This is a genomic window from Halobacillus sp. BAB-2008 (assembly GCF_000328325.1).
Lineage (GTDB): Bacteria > Bacillota > Bacilli > Bacillales > Halobacillaceae > Halobacillus.
In genome coordinates this window covers 1-20,964 of record NZ_ANPF01000071.1, presented here as the reverse complement: position 1 = coordinate 20,964, position 20,964 = coordinate 1, and the positions used below count along the sequence as shown (strand labels likewise).

Genomic DNA, 20,964 nt, shown 5'->3' with positions numbered 1-20,964 from the left:
GTTGAAGCCAGGGCCTAACGGGTAAGGTTCTAAAACGAACGCAAGGGTGAGTGTTCCCTTCCCCCTTAAAACATGATAAGAAGGGAGAGAGACGTTATGGAAATTGAACGTATCAATGAAAACACCGTGAAGTTTTACGTAACATATCAAGATGTTGAGCAAAGAGGTTTCGACAGAGAAGAGATCTGGTATAACCGTGAGCGCAGTGAGCAGTTGTTCTGGGAAATGATGGATGAAGTCAACGACCAGGAGAATTTCCACGCGGATGGTCCGCTTTGGATTCAAGTACAGGCAATGGACAAAGGCCTAGAGGTAATTGTCACGAAAGCCCAAGTGTCTCAAGACGGCCAAAAGCTTGAACTGCCTCAGGAAGACGGGAAAGAAATCGATCTGCCGATTGACGATAAGCTGGAATCATTATTGGATGATAAATTCCATGCGAAAGATGATCAGGATGATGAAGATGAGGATGAGGAAATCGATTCTGACGAGCCTTTAGCATTTACGTTGAAGTTCCAGGATTTCGAAGACATCATTCAATTAAGTCACTACGTATCTTCACCGGAAAGTATGGAGCAGAAGTTGTTCCATTTCGAGGATCGATACTATCTATATATTCAATTCCAAGATGAAAATATGAGTGATGACGACCAGGAAAATATTCTGAGTCAATTGATGGAGTATGGCCAGGAATCTTCTCTGACTATACACAGGCTTGAAGAGTATGGGAAAACCATATTCGAAGCAGACGCCTTATCTTCCATCAAACAGCACTTCCCTGTTGATTGATGCAAGAAGCACACAGTTTTGTGTGCTTTTTTTATTTGATAAAAAGGGGAAGGACTTTCTTTTGTCGAAAGGTAGGGGTGGAGGTGAAGCTGTTGATGTATGCGTTAGACAGCAAAGGGGAAATTCTATCCCTGTACCAAGTATCTAAAAGTATGATTGATTCCATGAGAAACGACACGTACCATTGCCCTGTATGTAAGGAGCCAGTCCTGATCAGAGCCGGAAATAAGGTGACCCCGCACTTCGCCCATCGTCCTGACAGTGAGTGTGCGGCAGGGAGTGGAGGGGAAACAGAGGAGCATGAGCGCGGAAAGTGGCAGCTGTTCCACTGGCTTAAACAGCAGGGGCAGGAGGCAGCAATAGAGAAGAGGCTTTCGAATGGGAAGCGCCCGGACGTATTGCTGACTCTGCCGCGCAGACGGATCGCCTTGGAGTACCAATGTTCACGCATTCCCCAAAAAGACATTATAAAACGAACAAAAGCGTATCAATCGATGGGAATCTTCCCTTTGTGGATTCTCAGCAGCCGTCACTTTTGTCAAAAAGGCCCCCATCGCTTTATCCTCAATGATTTCCTCCGTACTTGCATGTATCACTTCCCTCACGGGTACCAACTGTTTTTTCTCGATATTTCTAAACAAGAGATAATTCTCGTCTATCCGCAAGGCTCTCTCGGTATGGGAATGACGATAGGCAGCATAAAGAAAGTCCCTCTTTCACACCTCTCTTTTCCGCAGTTATTCTCCTCCCCAGCCCCCTTTCCTAGAAACGTTTTCCATGATTATTTACAGCAGATGTGGTATGTTAATCGCACGGTTTACCGTAAAGAGGAAAGTTCTTCCGAGCGTCAATACCGCCAGTATTTGTACTTAAAAGGTCTTCACTTCTCTTTGATTCCAAGTGCTGCATTTCTCCCGGTGCCGGGACAGGTACAGCTGGGAGGGAAGGCGTATCTATGGCAGACGAAACTTTTGATTGAACATTTTCTTCCTGCATCGTATGAAACAATCATTGAATTACCCGAAGTGGAAGTCCCAGAGACGATCAATGGTTATCAGCCTTCGCTTTCCATGCAGTATTTAGAGCAGCTCCACGCTTTAAATATCGTGCGTAAAACAGGGAAGAATAAGTGGGTGAAGAACAGGCAGCTGACCTTCCATACCCATATGGAAGCCGGACTAAAGGAAGACGAACAAACCTTAGCACAGCTGGGGCGTTTATAAAATGTTTCGGTTTGTGAAGGGATTACTTGAAAAATCGAGAAACCATTATAAGATGATCTTTTTATGAAGGAGGATGTTGGACATGTCTTCAACGAAACAATTACCAAAACGTGAGGAGATTCCTGTAGAAAAAACGTGGGATCTCGAAGCTATATTTGAAACGGATGAGAAATGGTATGAAGAGCTGAAAGCGATTGAGGGAATGCTTCCCGAACTGGACAACTATCGGGGGAATTTAGGAGCATCGGCCGAGCAGCTTTACAAACTGCTTGATTTCCAGGACAAAATTTCGAATCGCATCGGCCGTCTATATACTTATGCCCATATGAGGAACGATCAGGATACGACGAACTCTCATTATCAGGAGATGAATGCGAAAGCGGAATCGCTGTTTACCAAACTCGCCTCTGCGATGAGCTTCATCGTTCCTGAAATTCTTGCGCTGCCGGAAGGTACGGTTAAAAGATACCTTGATACTTACAAGCCGTTGGAATTATACAGACACACCCTTGATGAGATTACGCGGCAGCGGGCACATGTGCTCAGTGAACAGGAAGAGAAGCTGTTGGCTGGTTTTTCGGAAATCGGGGCGAATCCTTCCCAGACCTTCGGAGCGCTTAACAATGCGGACATTACTTTCCCTGTGATTAAAAACGAGAAGGGGGAAGACGTGGAGCTCACGCACGGCCGCTATGTCGGATTCTTGAAATCAGATGACAGAGATGTACGCAGGCGTGCGTTTGAAGCGATGTACGACACGTTCGGTTCCTTTAAGAATACGTTCGCTTCCACGCTCAGCGGGCATGTGAAGAAGAATAATTTCAATGCGACGGTAAGGAAGTATGACCGGGCTCGTCAGGCGAAGCTTGATAACAACAACATCCCTGAATCCGTATACGACAATTTGATTGAAGCGGTTCATGAACGCCTGCCTTTATTACATCGTTATGCAGAAATGCGTAAAGAGGTCCTCGGGTTGGATGAAGTGCATATGTACGACTTATATACACCGCTTGTTAAGGATGCGGAAATGGAAGTTTCTTATGAAGAAGCGCAGAAGCTTGTGCTGGACGGGCTGAAACCGCTTGGAGAAGAGTACGGAGAGATCCTTCAGTCAGCATTTAAAGATCGGTGGATCGATGTCGAAGAGAATAAAGGAAAACGGAGCGGTGCGTATTCCTCGGGCCACTACGGTACCAACCCTTACATCCTTATGAACTGGCAGGACAACGTGAACAACTTGTTCACCCTTGCTCACGAGCTCGGCCACTCCCTGCACAGTTACTACACGCACCGGAACCAGCCATATCGTTACGGTAACTACTCCATCTTTGTGGCAGAGGTTGCATCTACTTGTAATGAAGCGCTGTTGAACGATCATCTTTTGAACAAAGTTGACAGTGACAAGGAAAAGCTGTACCTGTTGAATAATTTTCTGGAAGGCTTTCGGGGAACCGTCTTTCGTCAGACGATGTTCGCGGAGTTCGAGCATGAAATTCATATTCAGGCCCAGAACGGGGAGGCTCTTACAGCCGGTAAGCTGACAGAAATCTATTATGATTTGAATAAGAAGTATTTCGGTGACAATATCGTCATTGATGACGATATCGGATTGGAATGGGCGCGCATCCCGCACTTCTATATGGGATACTACGTCTATCAGTATGCTACAGGTTATGCAGCCGCACAGGCACTGGCGGGGCAGATCCTGGAAGAGGGCGAACCAGCGGTCGACCGCTATAAGAGCTTCCTTAAGGCGGGCAGCAGTGATTACCCGATCGAGGTGTTGAAACGCGCCGGCGTAGATATGACCTCCAAAGATCCGATTCTTGCTGCACTGGACGTGTTTGAAGAGAAGTTGAATGAAATGGAACAATTGCTGCAGAAAGCATAAAGGAAAAGAAGCGTCCGGGCTGCTCCGGGCGCTTCTTTTTTTGAAAAACTATGTAGCGTGCTCATTTAAAACCTCGGAAGGTTTTCTTGTGAGTAAACAGGGAAATAGTCAGGTAGATAGCTGCAAAGAGGAGCGGCGATGTGACGTATAACGGGAACATCTTCATTAAGGCGAGCAGGTGAAGCAGCAGAAGCATCAGAATGATAAGAAGAAAAAGGACCGCCATCCATAGTTTCATCATACAGACACACCTCCTTGAATCATCCTATGCTTGTCAGGGGGATTCTATGTAAAAACAGCTCCCGCTGGATGCGGGAGCTGTTACTGTTCAAGAGTTCATATATTTCCAGAAAGTACCGTGTTTGACAGGCACTTCTCTTGCTTTCTGCTTCAGGACCAACTTCTTCATTTCCCGTTTCGCTTCCTGTTCCGTCCAGTCGTACACGACGGCGATCTCCTTATTCGCTACGAAGCGATAGTGTTGCAAGAAATCCTCCAAAGCGGGCTTTACACCAGGCTTTGGATCTTTCTGAAGCATTTCTTTCAACACTTTCACGTACACATCGTAAGCATACAGTCCGGTAATTTTCAGTCCGGCGTCTTCTTCTGACTCATTGAAAATGACGATGGTCGGCGTGGAATCAACCTCCATTTCATGAGCGAGCTTCAAGTCGCATTGGAGGGCCCGTTTCGCAGCATCTGAATGGATGTCTTTCTTGAATTCCCTGACATCCAGTTTGCTCTGTTCCGCACATTCGATGAGTACCTTCTCATCAGAGATGTCCTGCTTCTCAAGGAATACATATTCCTGTACTTTGCGAAGAAAGCGCATGCCTGCTTTTTTCCCCTGCAATTCCGCTGCTTTGACTGCGAGAGCCGTTGCGAAAGGGGAAGCGACGGGATTTTCCAGCCAGACATCGCCGTCACAGCACATACCTGTACGGGACGCCGTATGGTCCCAGGCCTGCTTCAGATTTTCCGGTTTCTTCATTTTATTTTGATGCAGATTAGCCAGCTTGCCGCTGATGATCGGTTTTATGGTGAAGAAGCGGCCGTATTCGATGTTGAGCTTCTTGAGAAAAGGTTCCATGGACCAGCATTCCGGGCAGAGAGGATCGATGAAGACATAAATTTCTATAGGCCGTTTCAATAAATCGAAGAAGCCGCTTGTTGTGGTATTTGTCTCTTTTTCACTGCTCAAGCTTTTCCAACTCACATCGATTCTCCTTTCTCATCCTCAGGTGTATTCATCATATGGTTGGCTGTCATCGTTAATCGCTCAAACATGAAGGAGCGGTGGGGTTCTTCTATGCCCACTTCCGTCATGGCTCCCGACATGCATGACAGCCAGGCATCTCTTCTCTTTGGAGTTATTTCAAATGGCAGGTGTCTCGCCCTGAGCATCGGATGACCGTGCTCTTCTACATAGAGGGGCGGACCTCCAAAAAACTGTGTCAAAAATTGCTTTTGTTTACGAATGGTTTCGCTGAAATCATTGGGGAAAATCGGTACTAAGTCCGGGTGCTTCTGTACCCGTGCATAAAAAGCCTCGACGAGCTGATCGATTTTATCTTTTCCTATTTCATCGAAAATCGTACCACGTTGTTGCATATAATCCCTTCCTGTCCTGTCTGTGAGTCCATTTTAGCAATGGGGAGGTGTGGACGGCAACTATTCTGATTGCAGCTTGGCTTGGTAGAAGCGTTTGATCTTATTATCTGTCTGCCGTTCGGGAATCTTGCACGCCTCCAGAATTTGCTTGATGACCTGTAAACCTGCCTCTTTCGATGGAGCTTCCACTTCCAGTTCGTAGTCTTCCTTATCGTAATAAAGACTGTGATCAAGAACGACAAGAGCTCCGTTATAAGGCAGTTCTTTTCTCCGTGTGGTAAGCGAACCGAGGTAGTGAAGGCGGTCCTGATCGATGCCGAGCCCCTCCAATTGACGGGAGATATCTGCTTTCTTCGGACCTTTGTTCTGGATCCATAGGTTCGCTTCCTCTTCTGTCAAAGGTGCATGAGTCTCTAAAAGTCCGTCCTTGTGAGGCTCTTTCAAAGTCATGGTCCAGGAGCCGTTTTTCTTGCGGATCCTTAGTGCAGCGCCCTTCCCCCGCAATTGCCCGTCACCTGTTTCAAAATAATAATTGGTTTGTTCCATAAGTTCAACCGATTCGAATGGGAGAAACTGATAAATACGGTTATACTCCGCTTCTGTTAGCAGATTTTTGAATTCGATTTCAATTTCCTGGGACATGTAAAAACCTCCTGATTATGGGAAATAGTCAGACGTACTGCTTATTCCGTCGCTATACTTTATGATACAATGAATAGGAAAGAAAACGCACATAATTACTATGAAGATTGGATACATAAAGGTGGGCGCTGAATGAATTGGGAAATATTTATGGCACCTTATATACAAGTGGTGGAAGAATTAAAAATCAAATTAAAGGGAATGCGGAAGCAGTTCGAGTACGAAGAAGAGCAGTCGCCGATTGAATTCGTAACAGGCCGAGTCAAGCCCCGGTCAAGCATTGTCCAGAAGGCAAGACGGAAGGGCATCAATCCGGAGAATATTGAAGATGAACTGCAGGATATAGCCGGCGTACGTGTGATGACACAGTTCGTGGACGACATCTATGCCGTTGTCGACATGCTGCGGAACAGGCAGGACTTTGAAATCGTCGAGGAGAAGGACTATGTTTCGGACAAGAAAGACAGTGGATATCGTTCTTTTCATGTCGTCATCCTCTATCCTGTGGAAACGATCCACGGCCAGAAGAAAGTGTTGGCAGAGATTCAGATCCGCACGCTGGCGATGAACTTCTGGGCGACGAACGAGCACTCATTGAATTATAAATACTCGGGAAAAATACCTTCAGAAATCAAGTCCCGCCTGAAGCGGGCTGGAGAAGCTGCCTTTCAGCTGGATGAAGAGATGTCAAAGATCAAGAGCGAAGTCCAGGAAGCGCAGCGCGTCTTCATGAAGAAAGAAGAACAAAAGAAGAATACGAACAATTCGTAAAGGAGTGGTCACCGATGAAGTTCTCCATCTTGTCCAGAGGAGATAAGAAATCGAATGAAATCCGCAGCAAAATAAAAAGCTATTTAACCGAATTCCAGTTGGAATACAGCGAAGAGGAACCGGATTTAGCGATTTCTGTAGGAGGGGACGGTACGTTGCTGGAAGCCTTCCACACCTATGTCCACCGCCTTGATAAAACAGCCTTCATCGGTATCCATACCGGCCACCTCGGCTTCTATGCCGACTGGATGCCGGAAGAAATGGAGAAGTTGATCATTGAAATCGCCAAAACACCGTTCCAAGTGGTGGAGTACCCTCTCCTGGAAGTAACGATCCGTCCGCACGGAGGCGGAGAAGAAGATCGCTACCTTGCTTTGAATGAGTGTACCATCAAGACGGCAGAAGGATCTGTGGTCATGGATATCGAGATCAAAGGCGATCATTTTGAAACGTTCCGTGGAGATGGTCTTTGTGTATCGACTCCTTCCGGTAGTACGGCTTATAACAAAGCATTGGGAGGAGCCATCCTTCATCCGTCGCTGGAAGCCTTCCAGATTGCGGAAATGGCATCCATCAACAACCGTGTCTTCCGGACGATCGGCTCGCCGTTGATTCTGCCGAGCCATCACACCTGCATGTTCAAGCCGAAGAACGACCGGAGCTTCCTTTTCACGCTCGATCATATTTCCCGTACGTACAAAGATGTGAAATCGATTCAGTTCCGTGTAGCAGAAGAGAAGGTTCGCTTCGCCCGCTTCCGTCCGTTCCCGTTCTGGAAAAGGGTTCACGATTCCTTTGTCGCAGATGAGCATGAGCAGTAATATCAAAAAGAAGTGGGACATCGACCCGTCCGACGCGGGACGATCGGTAAGGGACTTCCTGCGGGGGAAGGGCAGATTCTCCCGTCAGCTTCTTAAGCGGGTCCGCATGAACGGACATATCTTCATCGATGAAAAAGAAGCGGAAATGTGGCAGCCTTTGAAAGGCGCCTCGACGCTCACGATCCTGTTCCCTGCAGAAGAACGGGGAGCAATTGAGCCGGTGGAAGGTCCGCTTGCTATCCTTTATGAAGATGAGGATATTCTTGTATTGGATAAACCGTCCGGCATTGCCGTCGTTCCTCCTTACAAAAAGGAACCGTCCATTGCCAGTCATCTGATTGCTTATTATGAGGAAATCGGTCACCCATGCACCGTCCATATTGTCACGAGACTCGACACCTACACATCGGGGCTGATGCTGGTCGCGAAACATGCATACAGTCACATGCTGCTGACGAGAAAGGCTAAACTGGTGGACCGCTTTTATCAAGCATTGGTGGAAGGCCTACCGGAACCGGAAAAGGGGTTAATCGACGCACCTATTGAGAGAGCGGACGATTCCATCATCCGAAGAACGGTTGACCCGGAAGGGAAGCCTTCACAAACGATGTATGATGTGCTGGAGACGGGTGGCAAGGTGTCCAAAGTTGCCTTTCAGCTGTTGACGGGAAGAACGCATCAAATTCGTGTCCATATGGCACATATCGGGCATCCGCTGGTCGGTGATACCCTTTATGGGGCGCGACAAGCAGATAAGCTGGCAGGGCAGGCGCTTCACTGCTATCATCTTAAATTGCAGCACCCTTGGACAGGAGAGTCTATGAGCTTCGATTCTAAAGCCCCTTCCATATGGAGCAGTTACATGAAAGAAAAATAAAAATCCGAACGACCCTTTGCATGCCTTACAGGAAGAAAGCAAAGTCGTTCGGATTTTTTAATAGCGGAATTTCTCTTCCATGAACGGCATAGACGAAGGGATACGGACGATCGTTTCCTCCGGAAGTTGAAAGGCCGTCAAGTCCCCGCCGAAAACACAGCCGGTGTCGATGTTTACGGTTTGATTGACAAATCGCGGCTCACGGACCGGGGTATGGCCGTAAACGATCCAGCGGTCTCCGTGATATTCCTGAGCCCAGTCCCGCCTTACCGGCCTTCCGTCTGGAAGCTTTTCTCCCGTAATGTCGCCATATAAGACGAATGTCTCTATTCGTTTGCTTTTTCGACCGATATCTTCTTCCCGGATACCGGCGTGGGCCACTACTGCATGTGCATCTTTTAGTATCAGGTGGAGCGGTGCCTGCTCATATAATTGTTTGAACCGATGTTTAATCTCCTTCTGTTCTTCCTTCGGCAGGCTGCGGTATTCTGCTGTCGTTGTTTCCAGTCCGTGTTTCTCTTGAACACCGTTACCAAGAAAAAAACGGTAGAGCTTGTTGCAATGATTGCCTGGTACATAGAGGGCTTTCTCCTGTTCGACAAGCTCCGTTACGAGACGGATGCAGCCGATCGAATCAGGTCCCCGATCGGTTATGTCACCGACGAATACGGGTATGCGTCCTTCTGGATGTACCGGTATTCCGGAATGCCAGTCATACCCGAGCTCTGCAAACAACTGCTTCAGTTCGTCGAGACATCCGTGAACATCTCCAATGATATCGTAGGCCATTCAAATTCGTCCCTTCTTCTATATATCGCTCCTATTTTTCCCATCCTAATCAATTGTAAACCTTTTCTCCAGCCGCCATTCAGTATTTCGCTCCCATCCTGAGCAGGCTTCTGTTACACTACGATTATGCAGGATTTTGGTCGAAGCAAAAAGAAAAATGACAAAAAAATGACTTCCGTTGACAAAAGGGCTTTACGCCATTAAGATTAAACGGTCAAAAATGAAATAGACGCCGGGGAGGGTTGCTTATGGAACACTTAGATGACCAAGAACGCCAGCAGGTCTGGGCGAATATCAAAGATGCGCTGTTCAATGATCATATCGATCAGTTCCGGGCGGAGTTCTTGGAACTACATCCATATGATCAAGCAAGGATATTCGAAGGCAGGGACGAAGACGTTCGTCTGCAGATTTATACGTACCTGTCACCGGAAGAAGTAGCGGATTTTATGGAACATATTGATTATGAAGAGATTGAACCGTTCTTCTCCGAAATGGATCCGACCTTCGCCGCCCAGGTCTTTGCAGAAATGTCCGCCGATGATGCAGTCGACATCTTTAATGAATTGGATAAGGACAAAGTGGCAAGCTTCTTGACGATCATGGACGAAGAAGCAGCGGATGAAATCAAGGATCTGCTTCATTATGAAGAAAAAACAGCCGGGTCGATCATGACGACGGAATATGTCGTGGTCAATGCGACCATGACCATCAAAGAAGCGATGGTCCATTTAAGAACCGAAGCACCTGACGCCGAGACGATTTACTATACGTATGTCATTGATGAGGATAAGCGTCTTGCAGGAGTTATCTCCTTAAGGGATTTGATTATTTCGGAAGAAGACTGGCTGATTGCCGACGTGATGAATGAACGGGTGGTATCGGTCTCAGTGGGAGATGATCAGGAAGAAGTAGCACGGATGGTTCGTGACTACGATTTCCTGGCCCTGCCGGTCGTGGACTTCCAGGACCATCTGCTCGGAATCATCACCGTCGATGATATTATGGACGTCATGGAAGAAGAGGCGAGTGATGACTATTCTAAATTCGCCGCCATTTCTGATGTTGACAGTCCGGATGATAATGCCTTTTCCTCAGCGAAGAAACGGCTGCCATGGCTGATCATTCTGCTTTTCCTCGGCAGTTTGACCGCCAGTCTGATCGGTCGTTTTGAAGAAACGTTGGATAAAGTCGCCATTTTAGCGATCTTCATTCCCCTGATTGCAGGAATGGGGGGGAATACCGGCACACAGGCGCTTGCCGTCGCCGTTCGCGGTATTGCAACTGGTGAATTTGAAAAACAGGGAAAAATCAAAATGATGATGCGCGAAGCGGGAACGGGTTTAATCAGCGGGATTGTCTGCGGTGTTCTCATGATGTTGATTGTATATATATGGCAGGGGAACTTTTTCCTGGGTGTCCTCGTTGGACTATCCATTCTATTGACGCTGATTGTAGCTACGTTGGCTGGTTCCCTTGTACCGCTGATCATGCACCGCCTGAACGTCGATCCGGCAGTTGCTTCCGGCCCGTTCATTACGACGCTGAACGACTTAATTTCCATTCTTATTTATTTCGGAATGGCCACCGCCTTCATGAACCTGCTTATTTAAGCAGATACGTAAAGAATTGGGAAATGAAAACATGAAGGAATAGGCAGTATAGAAGAAAGAAGATGATAAATATAAAAAATCATCAACTAGGAATAGTTGGAGAGGGGGGTACGTATGGAACATGGTGCTTCAGTAACTTCGCTCGTTATTGTCATTATCGCCGCATTCCTTACACCAATTTTACTACACCGATTTAAATTAACGATGATACCGGTGGTAGTAGCTGAAATTATCGTCGGCTTGATCATTGGTCAAAGTGGATTTGACCTCGTTGATCAGGGGAGCTGGCTTGAAATACTCTCGACGCTTGGGTTCATCTTCCTGATGTTCTTAAGCGGTCTGGAGATTGATTTTTCGATTTTCGCAAGAAAGAAAAAGAAAGCAAAACCGGAAAACCAAAATACTGGTGCTCCGAACCCGGTCTGGGTGGCGACGCTTGTATTCCTGGGGATCTTCGTCATATCCCTGGCCTTATCGTTCGCCTTCGTATGGGCCGGCTTCATCGATAATGCCTTCTTAATGACGTTGATTATTTCAACAATATCCCTTGGTGTCGTCGTTCCTACTTTGAAAGATGCCCAAATGATGAAGACAACGATCGGACAGACGATTCTGTTGATCGCCGTCATTGCAGACCTGGTGACGATGATTCTCCTTGCGGTATTTGTCTCCATTTATGGAGAGAGCGGAGGAAATACGTGGCTCTTGTTGATTCTGTTCGCAGCCGGTGTGCTTTTCTATTACATTGGCAAGAAGTTCCGTCATCAGTCCTATGTAGAAACGATGACCAAAGGGACGATTCAGATCGATACCCGTGCGGTCTTCACGCTGATCCTTCTGCTTGTAGCCCTGTCGGAACAGGTAGGGGCAGAAAACATCCTCGGTGCGTTCCTTGCCGGGACGTTAGTATCTCTATTGTCTCCAAACCCGGAAATGGTCAAGCGGCTGGACAGCTTCGGTTACGGTTTCCTTATTCCGATCTTCTTCGTAATGGTCGGTGTGGAAATCGATATTTGGAGCTTGTTTACAGATACGAGAGTGCTTCTTTTAATACCGCTCTTGTTCTTGGCCTTGCTCGTCTCCAAGGTCGTACCTGCCCTGCTTCTCAGCAAGTGGTATGACATGAAGACCGTATTCGGTTCGGGATTCATCCTCACTTCGACGCTTTCCCTTGTCATCGCTGCAGCGGCGATCGGGAAGCGTGAAGGAATGATCGATGATCAGATGGAAGGCGCGCTGATTCTCGTCGCCGTCTTGACATGCCTGATCGGACCGATTCTCTTCAAGAAAATCTACGGCAGATTTGAAGAGGAAGACCACAAAACGGTCGTTTCTTTCGTCGGTTCCAACCGGATGACGCTGCCGGTCGTGAGAGAGCTTGACGTCAACGCGTATGAAACGCACCTCTATCATATGAAAATGGATAAGATTGATGACCGGATTACGAGGCAGTGCTTCGATATCAAGGAGCTCGATGACTATGATGTCGAGCAGATGAAGGAAATCGGAGTATTCGATGTCGACCTTCTCGTCGCATCGACAGGGGATGAAGAGCGGAACGCCAAGATTGCCCGCTTTGCGAAAGAGCAGGGAGTCGAGCGCGTCATCGCAAGAATCGAATCCACCGACCTCGCTCAGGAAATGAAGGACTTGAACGTAAGTGTGTTCTCTGTATTCCTGTCGACGAAAGCATTGCTTAAAGCCATGATCGAAGCGCCGAATGTCCTGGATATCCTCACAACTCAGGAGAACGCGTTGTATCAGATCAATATGAATAATTCCATTTATAACGGCACTCACCTCCGTGAGTTTCCTTTCACCGGGGACGTAATTATGGTTCGTATCTTCCGAGGAAAAGATTCCATCGTCCCTCATGGAGATACCGAACTGAAAATGGGTGACCGCCTGATTGTCACCGGTTCCCATGAATATGTAGAAGAATTAAAAGCAGAATTAGAATACTGTGAATGGTGCTGAGAAGAAGCCTCCCAATGATTGGGAGGCTCTTTTTTGTACATTGTCATATGTAAGCCTTTCCGTTAAAATAGGAGCAGGTACTAATATCAAATGCTAATTTAGGAGGATTTAACGGATGAATTTTTCTTTGGAAAATCGTACGTACGTCGTCATGGGTGTCGCTAACAAGCGGAGCATCGCCTGGGGAATAGCAAGGTCGCTGCATGCGGCAGGAGCACGTCTCATTTTCACCGTAGCATCCGAGCGTTTCAAGAAAGCTGTGCAAGACCTTGCTGATACATTGGAAGGCGGACCGGAATCCCTTGTATATGAGTGTGATGTAACGGACGATGAAGCGATCATCCAGACATTTGAACAAATCGGACAAGATGTAGGCGTCATCCACGGACTTGCGCACTGTATCGCTTTCGCCAACAGGGAAGAGCTGAAGAATGAGTATTTGAACACAAGCAGGGACGGTTTCCTGACGGCCCATAACATCAGCTCCTATTCCTTAACGGCTGTTGCACGGGCAGCCCAACCGTTGATGAAGGAGGGCGGCAGCATCCTTACGATGACATATCTCGGCGGAGAACAGGTCGTGAAGAACTACAACGTCATGGGTGTAGCCAAAGCTAGTCTGGATGCGAGCGTGAAGTACCTGGCCAATGATTTAGGCAAACACAACATTCGCGTCAATGCCATTTCGGCAGGTCCGATCCGTACTTTGTCCGCCAAAGGTGTCGGGGACTTCAATCAGATTCTTCAGGTCATTGAAGAACGTGCTCCGCTCCGCCGTCCTGTGACGCAGGAGGAAGTGGGGGATACCGGGTATTACCTCATGAGTGATTTGTCCCGCGGAGTGACCGGAGAAATTATTCACGTTGATGGCGGCTTCAGTACCGTCGCCTACTGAAAATCCAATTAATCATAGGAAAAACGCCTTTCTCTAATCAGGAAGGCGTTTTTTTGATGGAAAGGTTTTGTCATAATGCAGGAAAAGTGAACATGAAAGGGAACTTGGGCATATACATAGAATGATGATCGAATGGAAAAGGAGAGATCCCTATGGCCGAAGAGAAACGCCTTGCACAGCAGCCAATGCTTTATATTGTACAGCCAAAATTGAAGCCGGCGGAAGTTCCGATGCAAACGAGCTTCCGGACGCAGCGGAAGTCGGTGGACGCGAGTGTGCCATCAGCGGAACCGGCAGCGAAAGAAACATCGGCTCAAGAGAAAGAGACAAGGATGCGCCGTCAACAAGCACCGCATGTGGAAGAATTGTCGAAGCTCAAGAAGGAGGAGGAACAAGCACCCGGCGATCCTCCTGCCAGTAAAGCGGGACAGGAAGAGAAGCGGACTCCTACGTCGCGGGAACGAAGGCAGGGGTTCCATGAGTTGTCCCTGGAAGAGAAAGTGAACTATTTCTTCAAGCTTTCTCCCCACGTGCCGAAGATGAAGTGTGAAGTGAAAACAGCGGAAGAGCAGTACAAAGGCTACATCACCGATTATCAGGATGGTGTGGTGCATATGAAAGTGTTCCAGCGGCCGTTCGAGCGGACGGTTCCCTTTGCGGACATAACGGACATCCGTCTTCTCGGTTTCTAAATGCATAAAAAACCGCGCTTTGTGGGCGCGGTTTTTGTTTTATAGTGTGGCTGCTGCCGGCAGACAAGTTACGTGGCAGAAGCAGTTCAAATCAACCGTGATGCAGATTCCGGAAGCGCGCAGGTTGCGGCAGCTTTGGTCTGCTGGAGATTTAGGATCGCAGTCGTGTTTTCCACGGAAGTCCTCGTCTCCACTCTCTTCGTCATCCCCGCGGTGCCAACGGTCGGCGAATAGAAGTTCGAGGATTGCACATCCGTCATTGTCTACGGATTTAACGCGGAAGAAGAAGCTTCCTCTTACGTCACAGCCTTCTCCGCTTCGCTTAGAACCGTATCCTTTGAAAGGTTTGCATCCATCTTTGCAGTATAGGATGACAGGAACCGTATCGAATCCGGAACCTCCGCCCGTGTCACCTAGAAGATCAGCGATTGACCGCTCACAGCTTGTTGTGCAATCATGCATCACATCGTTCTGTGCATCGACGATATCTTTAAGAATATCGATTACACAAGAGCCTGAATCGTAATTTTTACCACAGCTCATTATTATTTTCCCCTTTCCATACGCATTGACGTATCGTCTTTACTACAATATGTCGGTGCGCTTTGTCGGTGTGGGCATTTGACCCTTTTCAACAAAACGGCAAGTTTTTTTCCATGGATGGGCAGACGACTATACCCAATCAGGGCAAACGCCATAGATTAACAGTGAATTCGAATAAGGAGTGAATGGAATGTCTGAAAAGAAAAAGGTCATCCATGTGAAGGATCTTATCATTAAAGCAGATAACGTCATCATCGAACCACAGCACCATCGTCCTGACCATCACGGTCAAAAGGACAGAGACGATTTCGTCGATCCATTTTTCGGGGGACGCCGGCATAGAGAAGAGGCTGCAGAAGAAAGCAGCTCCAGAGAAAAACACCATAAAAAAGAAGATGATGAATCTTCAGATCGCCGCGGAGGATTCCGCTGGTTCTGATCCGTTTCGGTTTGTCGGCCACTACCAAAAGCGTAGTGGCTTTTTCTTCATGGAGAGGATGAAGGTATATGTTAAGTGTGTTTGAATTTCTGTTGATCGGTCTGGCCAGCTTCCGTTTGACCCGTTTGTTGGTCGCGGACTATATCTTTGAATGGCTCCGTAAACCGTTTATGGAAACAAAAATCGTCAAGAATGAAGAGGGAATCGAGGAAGAGTGGATTGAACCGAAAGGGTTTATCGGGGAAGGTCTCAGCTGCCAGTGGTGTGTCGGTGTCTGGTCCTCGCTGTTAATGCTTCTCTTCTATATGATTGTTCCTTACGGAGAATGGCTCATCTGGCTGTTAGCCGTCGCCGGGATCCAGTCGATGTTGTACTTGTGGACCGATCGGCTGTGAGTGAGGAAAAAAAGGATAAGACGTTATTTGATGTATTGCAGGAAATAAATATGGAAACGTCGAAAAACTATGGCATCATCCGTCAACCGGAGAAGAAATTCGGCCAGTGGGAGAAGGACTTCCAAGCCTGGGAGGGGCGCTTCGATAAGCGGATGACGGACATGGAAGCTTTCCTGAATAAACAAATAGGAAAAATGGAAGGGTTCTTTGAGTGAGTAGCATAGGCGGAATGCGGGTATAGAAAGAAAAAGGAGGGAGCAGGATGGGATATATTCTGCCGGTCCATTTCTATCAGTATCAGGATTATCAGGAACGGGTCGTGGAAGCACACCGGACATCATATGGCATAGAGAAGGTTTTTCAGGCGGACCTCGCATCAAAGCTCCGACACGGTGATCATCCGGAGGTAGAAAAGCAGAAGTATGAACCGCTCTCAACGCTATACACATCCGGCCGCTTTCATGCATCCGAGCAGCCGTCTCCGAAGAAAGTGGAAAATGTTTTCTCGGAAATGACAGGAAAAGGACGCCGTTTCAGCGAAGAAGTATGAAAACGCTGAAAGGGTGGAGGACGTGTCATTTACTGCGATAAACGACCATTGTTTCTACTGGGAAGGTTCCGTCAATATCGGCTATGTAAATAAAGGGGAGAGTGGTCTGCTTATAGACGCGGGACTCGACCGCTCTTCTATAAAAAAGGTGCTCAAGGAGATCAGGAAAAGGGATCTTCCATTGACGCACCTTTTTATTACGCACGCACACGCGGATCATTACGGAGGCGCATCGTATGTGCAGGAACAGTATGATGTCCATACGATGGCTGCTCCGCTTGAAGAGGCTGTCTTACGCTATCCGCAGCTGGAGCCGCTTTATTTGTCCGGTGGCAACGATCCGGTTCCAGAGCTCAACAATAAGTTTCTGCAGGGGCCGCCTGTTCGGATAGACGATGTGGTAGGTGCAGGGAAATTTCCAATAGGGGAGATGGAAGGGGAGGCGTTTTTTCTTCCGGGCCACAGCTATCATCAGCTCGGTATTAAAGTGGAAGGGGTGTTATATGCGGCCGACAGCTATTTCGGCACCGATACCTTACATAAGCACAAAATCCCTTATTTAACAGATGCACATGCTGCTTTGGAGAGTCTTCGGCAGCTTCGGGATATTCCATGTGAAGGATCCCTTCCGGGGCACGGGGAGTATGAAACAGATCATACGGCTGTAATTGATGCAAATATCGCCTATCATGAAGGAATTCTCCATTGGCTGCATCGATTTATCAGAAGCCGTGACGGAGTATCACAGGAAGAGGTGATCACGGCGATGTGCAGCCGGTACGAAGTGGAAACGAAGGGGCTTTCCCAGTTTCTTTTATATAGGACGGCCGTTACGGCCTATTTGATCGGATTAAAAAAAGCGGGCCTCATCGAGGACCGCGTGGAGGGGAACCGCTGGATGTTCCACTCTGCTTCACATGCTGAGAATATATAACTGTTTGTCGCCGTCTGTATATTCTGCATACATGATTTCCTTAGGCTCGTTGTAATTCTGTGCCTTCAGCTGGCGCTCGAGCCAGGCTTCGTCAAAACCAGCTTCCATCAGGTTGTCCCAAATGATCTCACCGTCGCTGATGATGGTCCTCGGCAGCGGCACCTCTTCCGGTGTCAGTTTCATATCGTCCCTCGTCACGTTCTGAAACTGCGATGCCTTCAAAACAGACATCGTACCGTCCGTTTCCAAAAGAGCATACTGGACTTCCTTCATGGAAAACACGTCTTTCGAACGAAGCAGGTGTTGGAGCTGGTCGAGATCGAGTTTGTTTTTCTTCAACTGCTCTCTGTCGATTTTTCCTTTGTAGATGATCAGGGAGGGCATACCTTCAAGCAGTTTCCTTGTCCCTTTGAACTTCTCCGTGATGATTTCCGTCGTATAGATAAGAATGCTCCATAATAGGATGGCATACCCGATATCAAGGACGCCGACTTCCGGATCATAGAGAGCATTACCGACCAGCTCCCCTAGGACAAGAGCCGCGATGAAGTCGAACGCCGTAATCTGTGTAATTTGTGATTTACCGAGTACTTTTGTCATGATGAAGAGGGCGACAAAGCCGAACAGTGTTTCTATTGTGATGTTTATATAATCCATATTGTCACGATCCCTTATAACTTCTTATACGCTCCATTGTAGTCAAAAAAATGTATGCTTAAACAGAAGTAGAAGGCAAAAGAAAAGCCGCCGGGAAGGCGGCTTTTTCTCAGCTTAGTTTTTGACCATGGTCACGTGCGGGATGCCGGCATCCATGAATTCCCCGGATATGGTGACATATCCTAACGATTCATAAAATTTCTCTGCCTGGGTCTGTGCATTCAATTTCGCTTTGTCGTACGCGTATTCACGCGTCACGGCTTCCATTTCTTCGATCATCTTTCTGCCGTATGAACGGCCGCGCTGATCTTTCATGACACAGATTCGCTCGAGCTTCCCATACCCGTTCACGAAGCGGAGTCTGGACGCGGCGACTGGTTCTCCGCTCTCATATCCGACGAAGTGAATCGCCGATTCTTCCATTTCGTCAATCTCCAATTCCTCCGGGACGTGCTGTTCCTCTACGAAAACCGTGCGCCTGACATAATAAGCATCCTGACGCTGGCTGTCTTTGGTGACTTTAACGATGTCCATCAAAGCAGATCACCCTTGGCCGAGGCGGAACGTTTCATAAACGCTCCATGCACCGTTTTCTAATTGATAAAGAAGCTGGAAGCGGTCCACTTCATCCTGAAGATCGAATTTAAGCATACGCAGGCTGCCGTATACATCAGAGAATTCCTCATCCGAAAGCTTCTGGGCGATCGTGATGTGCGGAACGAATTGATACGCACGCTCTTCCGGCATCTGGCCGGCATGTAGTTTATCGTTCAAAGCGAAGATCTCTTCGGATGGATCGATCTTCAAATAAATAGTATTGGTCACCGGTGAAAAAGAGCTGACTTTATAGACGCCGTAGGAGAAAGGCTGTGTTTCTTTAGCGATTTCCTTCAATTCAGGGATGATGGTGTTTTCAATTTCCGCCTCATCCGCTTCAAACGGCTCCTTCATCGTAATGTGCGGGGGAACAAGCGCATAATGGGGATCGTAACGCTTGCGGTAAGAATTCGCCACATCCTGGACTTTTTTCGATGGAAAAACTGCAATGCCGTATTTCATTAGGCTAACCCTCCTGATTCTTCCTTTATATGTTTCCATTATTCTTTCCCAAACATGTTCAACAAAGCACGTTCAAAATCCTGCTGCCAAGAGCCCCATGTATGATCTCCGTCCAATTCATGATACGTATAGCTGAGCGGCTGACGTTCAAGAAAGTCGCGGAGCTCGCGGTTCGGAGTAAGGAAATCCAGCGTGTCTCCGTCTGTCGTGACAACGGATGTTTCTTCCTTGCCGATCGTATGGTCGATCGTAAGCGCGGAGAAGTCGCGGGCGGACGCCAGTACCTCCATTACATGCTCATCCACATAAGGACTCTGTGCAATAACATTACCGAAAATATTCGGAAACTTGGCTGCCGTCATCAAGCCGAGCGTGCCGGCAAGCGAATCTCCGGCAAGCGTGCGTCCACGGCCCATATGGTAGCCGGGGAGCTCTTCATCAAGAAACGGAACGACTTCCCGAATGAGAAAATTCACATAATCGCCCTGACGTGAACCGTCCGGATGATACTTTTCACGGCGGTCGTACTTATCCTGATAATGGATGCCGATGAAAATCGTATTCTCTATCCGGTTGTCGCGGTGCAGCTTATCACTGAGTGTCGCCGCCCGTCCCATTTGGAAGTAGTCGTTTCCATCCTGCATGATACAGAAATGGTATTTATACAAGGAGGAGAAATTCTTCGGCTTGTACACCTTCAGCTTCATCGTCTCCTGTAAGTAGACACTTTCTATTTCATACTCTGTCATGGATCCTTCCCTACCCAAATTCCAGCCACCTCCTCACAACAGGGAAATTCACAAAAAATTTCCCTTCCTATATCCAATGTAAACGTGTTCTCACTTATTTTATCATACTATTGTGTAAAAAGTTGAATGGAAGAGAAAGGAGGATTTAATGGAGGAAAAGAAGGGAATTTACATTTTGTTAAAAATATTTTTAATATCCGTTGACATCTTTCTCGATCCATAGTATATTATTACTTGTCAGCAGGAAACGCCGACAAAATACTACATACGATTCCGTAGCTCAGCTGGGAGAGCGCCACCTTGACAGGGTGGAGGTCGTTGGTTCGAGCCCAATCGGAATCATCTTACAAAGTGCTGGAATGGCGCAGTTTCTCAAAAGGAGAGGCTGCGTCATTTCTATTTATTTCAGCACCTGTGGCCGAAATTTTAAATTACCCCTTCCTTGCTCTTCGAAAAAACACTATCCATCTTATTAGCCGCTCCTTGATCAGCTGCCTCTAACACATGACCGTAAGTAGCCATCGTAATTCTTATATCCGCATATCCTAACCTTTCTAAAATGACTTTTACGTTTACTCCTTGGTTAATGAGCATCGTTGCTGAAGTGTGCCGAAGATCGATCTTGTAAGCGAATGTAACGTATATTCTTTCTTTTCATAAATCTACGTCACCAGGTGGTAGGAGTCGTAGGGTAGAAGTGCGTGCCATCCTCATTGCAAAATAGCCATGAGTGATTAGGTTCGTTCCAGTATTCTTCCACCTTCATTTTTAGTCGTAGGTTTTCCATGTTTAGCTTCTTTACTATAATCATTACAGAAGCTGACACAGTGTGTTTCATACCTGACAGTAGCTTGTTTTTTGGTCGGGTACGATAGGGACGAACAAAATCCCGAAGGATTGTTAGTTTCCCTTATATTCCGTTAATACTATTTCTTTTAAAAGCCCCGTGCGGTTCTTAGTTCCTTCTTTGATTCGCTTCATTAAATACTCTTATTCTTTTTACAATTTTGTACATTTTTCTCTCCATTTTTTTATTTCTCCCCT

Annotated in this window: 26 protein-coding genes and 1 tRNA gene; 16 read left to right on the top strand and 11 right to left on the bottom strand. The window is 47.2% G+C overall.

Annotated features, from left to right (window positions below):
• Nucleotides 1-96 precede the first annotated feature (96 nt).
• From mecA to pepF, 3 genes are all read left to right on the top strand, one after another.
• Nucleotides 97-789: an adaptor protein MecA gene (mecA, locus tag D479_RS15365; RefSeq protein WP_008638737.1), complete on the top strand. Its 693-nt coding sequence runs from the start codon at nt 97-99 to the stop codon at nt 787-789.
• Between the two features lie 95 nt (nt 790-884).
• Nucleotides 885-2,012 (top strand): competence protein CoiA family protein, encoded by a 1,128-nt coding sequence (locus D479_RS15360; protein WP_008638736.1) that lies wholly within the window; start codon nt 885-887, stop codon nt 2,010-2,012.
• A gap of 73 nt (nt 2,013-2,085) precedes the next feature.
• Complete coding sequence (gene pepF, locus D479_RS15355) at nt 2,086-3,906, top strand: oligoendopeptidase F (protein ID WP_039871602.1); 1,821 nt, start codon at nt 2,086-2,088, stop codon at nt 3,904-3,906.
• Between the two features lie 61 nt (nt 3,907-3,967).
• Here the strand turns inward: pepF and D479_RS15350 are convergent, their stop codons facing one another.
• The 4 genes from D479_RS15350 to D479_RS15335 all read right to left on the bottom strand — a co-directional run bounded on the left by D479_RS15350 (nt 3,968) and on the right by D479_RS15335 (nt 6,159).
• The gene (locus tag D479_RS15350) at nt 3,968-4,147 is read right to left on the bottom strand and encodes a hypothetical protein (RefSeq protein ID WP_008638734.1); all 180 of its coding nucleotides are present in this window, start codon (nt 4,145-4,147) and stop codon (nt 3,968-3,970) included.
• Between the two features lie 87 nt (nt 4,148-4,234).
• Nucleotides 4,235-5,122 (bottom strand): ClpXP adapter SpxH family protein, encoded by an 888-nt coding sequence (locus tag D479_RS15345; RefSeq protein WP_008638733.1) that lies wholly within the window; start codon nt 5,120-5,122, stop codon nt 4,235-4,237.
• Nucleotides 5,119-5,517 carry a globin gene (locus D479_RS15340; RefSeq protein ID WP_008638732.1) on the bottom strand — a complete coding sequence of 133 codons (399 nt, stop codon included), beginning with the start codon at nt 5,515-5,517 and terminating at the stop codon, nt 5,119-5,121. Before D479_RS15340 ends, D479_RS15345 begins: the two co-directional genes overlap by 4 nt.
• Before the next feature lie 60 nt (nt 5,518-5,577).
• Entirely contained in the window at nt 5,578-6,159 is a 582-nt protein-coding gene (locus D479_RS15335) for a CYTH domain-containing protein (protein WP_008638731.1), read from the bottom strand.
• Between the two features lie 132 nt (nt 6,160-6,291).
• On the opposite strand from D479_RS15335, the gene D479_RS15330 reads away from it, so the two are divergent.
• From D479_RS15330 to D479_RS15320, 3 genes are read left to right on the top strand one after another with little or no spacing between them, the layout of a single operon-like run.
• Nucleotides 6,292-6,930 carry a GTP pyrophosphokinase family protein gene (locus D479_RS15330; RefSeq protein ID WP_008638730.1) on the top strand — a complete coding sequence of 213 codons (639 nt, stop codon included), beginning with the start codon at nt 6,292-6,294 and terminating at the stop codon, nt 6,928-6,930.
• A gap of 14 nt (nt 6,931-6,944) precedes the next feature.
• Complete coding sequence (locus D479_RS15325) at nt 6,945-7,751, top strand: NAD kinase (protein WP_008638727.1); 807 nt, start codon at nt 6,945-6,947, stop codon at nt 7,749-7,751.
• Nucleotides 7,741-8,628: an RluA family pseudouridine synthase gene (locus tag D479_RS15320; protein ID WP_152413406.1), complete on the top strand. Its 888-nt coding sequence runs from the start codon at nt 7,741-7,743 to the stop codon at nt 8,626-8,628. The genes D479_RS15325 and D479_RS15320 overlap by 11 nt, the downstream gene beginning before the upstream one ends.
• 57 nt (nt 8,629-8,685) lie before the next feature.
• Here the strand turns inward: D479_RS15320 and prpE are convergent, their stop codons facing one another.
• Entirely contained in the window at nt 8,686-9,417 is a 732-nt protein-coding gene (gene prpE, locus D479_RS15315) for a bis(5'-nucleosyl)-tetraphosphatase PrpE (RefSeq protein WP_008638722.1), read from the bottom strand.
• A 248-nt stretch (nt 9,418-9,665) separates the two neighbouring features.
• Between prpE and mgtE the strand changes: the two genes are divergently transcribed.
• From mgtE to D479_RS15295, 4 genes are all read left to right on the top strand, one after another.
• Nucleotides 9,666-11,030 carry a magnesium transporter gene (gene mgtE / locus D479_RS15310; protein WP_008638720.1) on the top strand — a complete coding sequence of 455 codons (1,365 nt, stop codon included), beginning with the start codon at nt 9,666-9,668 and terminating at the stop codon, nt 11,028-11,030.
• Nucleotides 11,031-11,144: 114 nt separating this feature from the next.
• A complete protein-coding gene (locus D479_RS15305; RefSeq protein ID WP_008638718.1) occupies nt 11,145-13,007 on the top strand; it encodes a monovalent cation:proton antiporter family protein in 1,863 nt (620 codons plus the stop codon).
• Between the two features lie 115 nt (nt 13,008-13,122).
• Nucleotides 13,123-13,902, top strand: coding sequence for an enoyl-ACP reductase FabI (gene fabI, locus D479_RS15300; protein ID WP_008638716.1), 780 nt, complete (start codon nt 13,123-13,125; stop codon nt 13,900-13,902).
• Between the two features lie 152 nt (nt 13,903-14,054).
• Nucleotides 14,055-14,594: a CotO family spore coat protein gene (locus D479_RS15295; RefSeq protein ID WP_008638713.1), complete on the top strand. Its 540-nt coding sequence runs from the start codon at nt 14,055-14,057 to the stop codon at nt 14,592-14,594.
• Nucleotides 14,595-14,633: 39 nt separating this feature from the next.
• Here the strand turns inward: D479_RS15295 and D479_RS15290 are convergent, their stop codons facing one another.
• A complete protein-coding gene (locus D479_RS15290) occupies nt 14,634-15,137 on the bottom strand; it encodes a CotY/CotZ family spore coat protein (protein ID WP_008638711.1) in 504 nt (167 codons plus the stop codon).
• A 190-nt stretch (nt 15,138-15,327) separates the two neighbouring features.
• Between D479_RS15290 and D479_RS15285 the strand changes: the two genes are divergently transcribed.
• From D479_RS15285 to D479_RS15265, 5 genes are all read left to right on the top strand, one after another.
• Nucleotides 15,328-15,576, top strand: a complete 249-nt coding sequence (locus D479_RS15285) for a hypothetical protein (protein ID WP_008638709.1) — start codon at nt 15,328-15,330, stop codon at nt 15,574-15,576.
• A gap of 68 nt (nt 15,577-15,644) precedes the next feature.
• A complete protein-coding gene (locus D479_RS15280; protein WP_008638708.1) occupies nt 15,645-15,971 on the top strand; it encodes a DUF1360 domain-containing protein in 327 nt (108 codons plus the stop codon).
• A 50-nt stretch (nt 15,972-16,021) separates the two neighbouring features.
• The gene (locus D479_RS20800) at nt 16,022-16,186 is read left to right on the top strand and encodes a hypothetical protein (RefSeq protein ID WP_193743891.1); all 165 of its coding nucleotides are present in this window, start codon (nt 16,022-16,024) and stop codon (nt 16,184-16,186) included.
• 47 nt (nt 16,187-16,233) lie between these two features.
• The gene (locus tag D479_RS15270; RefSeq protein WP_008638706.1) at nt 16,234-16,521 is read left to right on the top strand and encodes a hypothetical protein; all 288 of its coding nucleotides are present in this window, start codon (nt 16,234-16,236) and stop codon (nt 16,519-16,521) included.
• A gap of 22 nt (nt 16,522-16,543) precedes the next feature.
• The gene (locus tag D479_RS15265) at nt 16,544-17,455 is read left to right on the top strand and encodes an MBL fold metallo-hydrolase (protein WP_008638705.1); all 912 of its coding nucleotides are present in this window, start codon (nt 16,544-16,546) and stop codon (nt 17,453-17,455) included.
• Here the strand turns inward: D479_RS15265 and D479_RS15260 are convergent.
• The 4 genes from D479_RS15260 to D479_RS15245 form a co-directional block, all read right to left on the bottom strand.
• Entirely contained in the window at nt 17,435-18,112 is a 678-nt protein-coding gene (locus tag D479_RS15260; RefSeq protein ID WP_008638704.1) for a DUF421 domain-containing protein, read from the bottom strand. The genes D479_RS15265 and D479_RS15260 overlap by 21 nt on opposite strands.
• A gap of 114 nt (nt 18,113-18,226) precedes the next feature.
• Nucleotides 18,227-18,646 (bottom strand): GNAT family N-acetyltransferase, encoded by a 420-nt coding sequence (locus D479_RS15255; protein WP_008638703.1) that lies wholly within the window; start codon nt 18,644-18,646, stop codon nt 18,227-18,229.
• 9 nt (nt 18,647-18,655) lie between these two features.
• Entirely contained in the window at nt 18,656-19,171 is a 516-nt protein-coding gene (locus tag D479_RS15250) for a YjcG family protein (RefSeq protein ID WP_008638702.1), read from the bottom strand.
• Nucleotides 19,172-19,209: 38 nt separating this feature from the next.
• Nucleotides 19,210-19,938: an alpha/beta hydrolase-fold protein gene (locus tag D479_RS15245; RefSeq protein WP_008638700.1), complete on the bottom strand. Its 729-nt coding sequence runs from the start codon at nt 19,936-19,938 to the stop codon at nt 19,210-19,212.
• Between the two features lie 251 nt (nt 19,939-20,189).
• On the opposite strand from D479_RS15245, the gene D479_RS15240 reads away from it, so the two are divergent.
• A tRNA-Val gene (locus tag D479_RS15240) sits at nt 20,190-20,262 on the top strand.
• An 84-nt stretch (nt 20,263-20,346) separates the two neighbouring features.
• On the opposite strand, the gene D479_RS20295 is transcribed toward D479_RS15240, so the two are convergent.
• Nucleotides 20,347-20,514, bottom strand: coding sequence for a hypothetical protein (locus tag D479_RS20295; RefSeq protein ID WP_081594843.1), 168 nt, complete (start codon nt 20,512-20,514; stop codon nt 20,347-20,349).
• Nucleotides 20,515-20,964: the final 450 nt, after the last annotated feature.